This window comes from Methanophagales archaeon, assembly GCA_021159465.1.
Taxonomy (GTDB): Archaea; Halobacteriota; Syntropharchaeia; order Alkanophagales; family Methanospirareceae; genus G60ANME1.
This window is the reverse complement of record JAGGRR010000192.1, coordinates 1-3,358: the sequence shown is the minus strand read 5'-3', so window position 1 is coordinate 3,358 and position 3,358 is coordinate 1. Positions and strand designations below refer to the sequence as shown.

Genomic DNA, 3,358 nt, shown 5'->3' with positions numbered 1-3,358 from the left:
TAATGCACCTCTTCATATCATCCCAGCATTGTTGCATTGCCGCATTATTTATCCAGTGCAGGTCATCAGGCTCTACCATGATATCCGTGTGGTTCAACATGTACGGCATCAGGTATCGCTGCCCCTGAGGCATTCCCACATCCGGGTTATATCCCGGCGTTCGACTGGACCTTGCCATCGCCAGCTTCTTTCCTTCCTCTACAAACTCCGTCTTCCTCTTCGACTGCGTCCATCCACCATACACATAGAACTTGGTCTTCGTGCTATCAGGCTTCTCGGCGAACTTGTTCGACATCGCCTTCAAGAAATTATGCTGCACATCTCCAAATGGCATTTTTATTCCACACCTCCTCTTGGTACGAATAATTTCAGGTCCTTTACACCTACATCCTTCTTTCCACCTTTCACTTCTGCAATCTTCTTCCACGGCTGGAACCCAGCGACCGTTCTCTTCCAGTGTATCTCTGAGCATACATCCATCGACTCGGGATCATCTGCTTCCTGCCAGACGCCACCCTGAGCATTCCTGTACATGGTAGTTCTCTTCCTCAGTTCATCCTCGGGAAGCGGCTTGCCCACTACCACTTCCTTGTCCATCGCTCCTCCTATCATGTCCTTCACATACTTCACTTCCCCCGTGTTCTCATCAATTGCCCATCTCCTCAACGCATCGAACATCATACCTCGCTCATCCAGTCGGACTGCGTGCCCATGCACCGTCCTTCCTCTGAGACCGGTTCTTGCAGTATCAAACGTCTCAGAATCCAATAGCTCCTTTGCTATCTTTTCTACATCCCGCTCCCTCGCTTCTATAATCGTCCTTCCTGATAGCACACCTACATCTATTCCCCTCCACCTGCAATAATACGCCACTGCTCGCTGTCTCGGCGTTATCGGTGCGAAGAACATTGAATCTGTAAACTGGTTGTATCTTATCCGGTCGCCTGCTTTTGCTCCTTCTGTGGGTTCCACCATCTCACGAACCGCGCATTCAGGCTCTTCCATCTCCTCCAATGGCGGATGTATGCTCTTGTATTCCTCACCAGGCGCACGATGCGCCAGCAATCTCACTACGTCCTCTTCTGGTATATCTCGCAACTTCTCAAACTTGTACTCAGGATTCATATATTTCCTGCGGTTCTCGGCTATAAAGCTCGAACCAGGCCAAAATTGTGGCATTTCTTTTTCACCTCCTTACATAATCTCCTTTGCACCCTCTGCTACTGCCTTCATCGGCTCCGCGAACTCCGGTATCGCACCCAGGACCTCTCCATACAGTGCTGATGTCCTTGCGGGTATGAAGTACATTGTATCAGCATCTATGCACATCGCAGCGCAGAAGCATGGTATAAACTGCCCCTTTGCATGCCTTGTAACAATGTGGTTACCATAGAAGACACCAGGACCTCCACCACCGTAGATCGAGTGCGAGAAGAACGAACTCGACACGGAAGTACCCTGTGCCATTCCAAAGTCAACCCCAGGCATGCCCGTCTCATGCTCCAACAACTCATTGAAGTACATGATGTTTGGCGGTACCGACTGCCCTGCTCTCATCGCTGCACAATTTACACATACCGCAGCAAGCATCCCTGCTGATGCATATGCGTTCCACAACTGCATGTCATCGGTATCATATACAACAAATCCCGATGGCATCTTCTTCTTCTCTTTCAATAACCCATCTGCTTTCGCCTTCTCTACCAGGCTGTACACAACATCACCCAGCGTACCGGTCTTCCCATTCTCCTTTATCAGGTTGTACAGCAGGTTGTTCGCATTCATACCCTCGTATGCCAGGTCAAGCAGATGTCCACGCTCAAATGGTCCTATTGCGTTGCCCATCTCCCATTGCGCCGCCTTCTCCAGTATCATTGCCAATGCCGCACCCTGCAGCGCTCTCTTCCTTACAGTAGCCGCGAGGTGATTCACAGGTATGTTCCTCAGCACATACCCCATTCCCTCATTCTTCATCGGCACATCCACCAACATCTTCACTGCGCATCCACCCTCTCCAGGGTCGGGATTCTGCGGGTACATGCCCCATACTGCTGCCTTCACTGTCGGTGCATCCCACATATCAACATTGCACACATCTATTATCGCATGCGTCAGTGCTGCGCACGGCGCTGTTAATCCAACCGAATAATCACTGAGAATCCTCGCCGTTGGCGTCTCTATCAACATTCGCTTACCTCCTCCCATCAGGTCTACTCTTGTGTCGTCACCTGGCTCTACACGCAGCATATCCTCTACTTCTTTCCTTATCTCCTCCGCTTTGTCCACTATCGGCAGGTTCAGTCCAATGCCTCTTATCACCATTCCCCTGCCACCTAATGCACCGGTTGCTAGTTTCTTCTCCAGCCCTGCTAAGTCAACTGCTGCTGTTCGCACCGTAAGACTGACTATCTTCTTTATCGCCGGGTTCTTCAATGGGCTGAGTGCCGTAATTGGCACGTCCTTCGCCAGTACGTTCCCTCTGTCGTCGTATAAGTCCACCTTATCCTCTATCTTAGCCATAACTTATCTTTTCCCTCCTTTACTCTCTTTTTTGCCCTTAAAGGGCATATTATAGTACTACAGAAACAGCTTAAAAGCTTTTCGGTTTTTATCAATTGTCCAAAATTGAGATGCTCGCCTTAGAAGCCTTTTCTCATACCAACCTCTTATTTATTCATAATTTTTGTGAGTACTATCTATTTCATATGCATCTACTTGATCGCCTCTGCTAACATCAATTCTCCTTCCTTATTTGTCTCTATTACTATATTTTTGAAGCCCGTTAATGAAAACAACGACTCTAATTGCTGTGGTGTAAAATATCTACTCGCATGCGCATGGCGCTTTGTGGCGGCAATCCCGCCTATCCAGTCAATGATTAATATCCGCCCTCGATTCTTCAACACGCGAATCGCCTCCCGCAACGCAATCTTGGGATGGGGGATCTCATGCAGTACCTTCAGTGATACAACAAAATCAAAGGTTTCGTCTTTTAAACCCATATACTCCGCCGATTGCACCCCAAATTCAACACCCCTACCCCTTATTCGCCTTGCTCTCTCTATCTTATCCCGCATCACATCTATTCCAAGCACCTCACAGCCCGCTTCTTCCCTGAGATATGCCGCAAGCCTCCCTGTACCACAACCCATATCTAATACTGATACTGTTGCATCTCCTTTGCCCCTTATTCGCCTCCCTAATTTCTTCACCAATTCCTGCTCGTTCTTTAATAACTCAACAGGCATCTCCTTCTTCACCACATGTGTTTATCCATTATCCGTTATCTTTCACAAGCTTTAATATCCTCTCGTAATACTTCCTCCTATCCAGTACCGCTATGCATGATATACCTCCT

The 3,358-nt window shown here is 48.4% G+C and carries 4 protein-coding genes; all 4 read right to left on the bottom strand.

Features of this window, described 5'->3' with window-relative positions; translation table 11 throughout:
• Positions 1 to 334, bottom strand: a 334-nt coding sequence (locus tag J7J01_08305; GenBank protein ID MCD6210868.1) for a hypothetical protein, incomplete at its 3' end; no start/stop codon positions are given.
• A 2-nt stretch (positions 335 to 336) separates the two neighbouring features.
• Positions 337 to 1,179 (bottom strand): coenzyme-B sulfoethylthiotransferase subunit gamma, encoded by an 843-nt coding sequence (mcrG, locus tag J7J01_08300; GenBank protein ID MCD6210867.1) that lies wholly within the window; start codon positions 1,177 to 1,179, stop codon positions 337 to 339.
• A 15-nt stretch (positions 1,180 to 1,194) separates the two neighbouring features.
• A complete protein-coding gene (gene mcrB / locus J7J01_08295; GenBank protein MCD6210866.1) occupies positions 1,195 to 2,520 on the bottom strand; it encodes a coenzyme-B sulfoethylthiotransferase subunit beta in 1,326 nt (441 codons plus the stop codon).
• Positions 2,521 to 2,711: 191 nt separating this feature from the next.
• Entirely contained in the window at positions 2,712 to 3,248 is a 537-nt protein-coding gene (locus J7J01_08290; GenBank protein MCD6210865.1) for a class I SAM-dependent methyltransferase, read from the bottom strand.
• Between the last annotated feature and the right edge of the window lie 110 nt (positions 3,249 to 3,358).

Bases quoted from the DNA above. Each gene is read 5' to 3' on its own strand.
- mcrB (MCD6210866.1), bottom strand. From the start codon at position 2,520: ATGGCTAAGATAGAGGATAAGGTGGACTTATACGACGACAGAGGGAAC.
- J7J01_08290 (MCD6210865.1), bottom strand. From the start codon at position 3,248: ATGCCTGTTGAGTTATTAAAGAACGAGCAGGAATTGGTGAAGAAATTA.
- mcrG (MCD6210867.1), bottom strand. From the start codon at position 1,179: ATGCCACAATTTTGGCCTGGTTCGAGCTTTATAGCCGAGAACCGCAGG.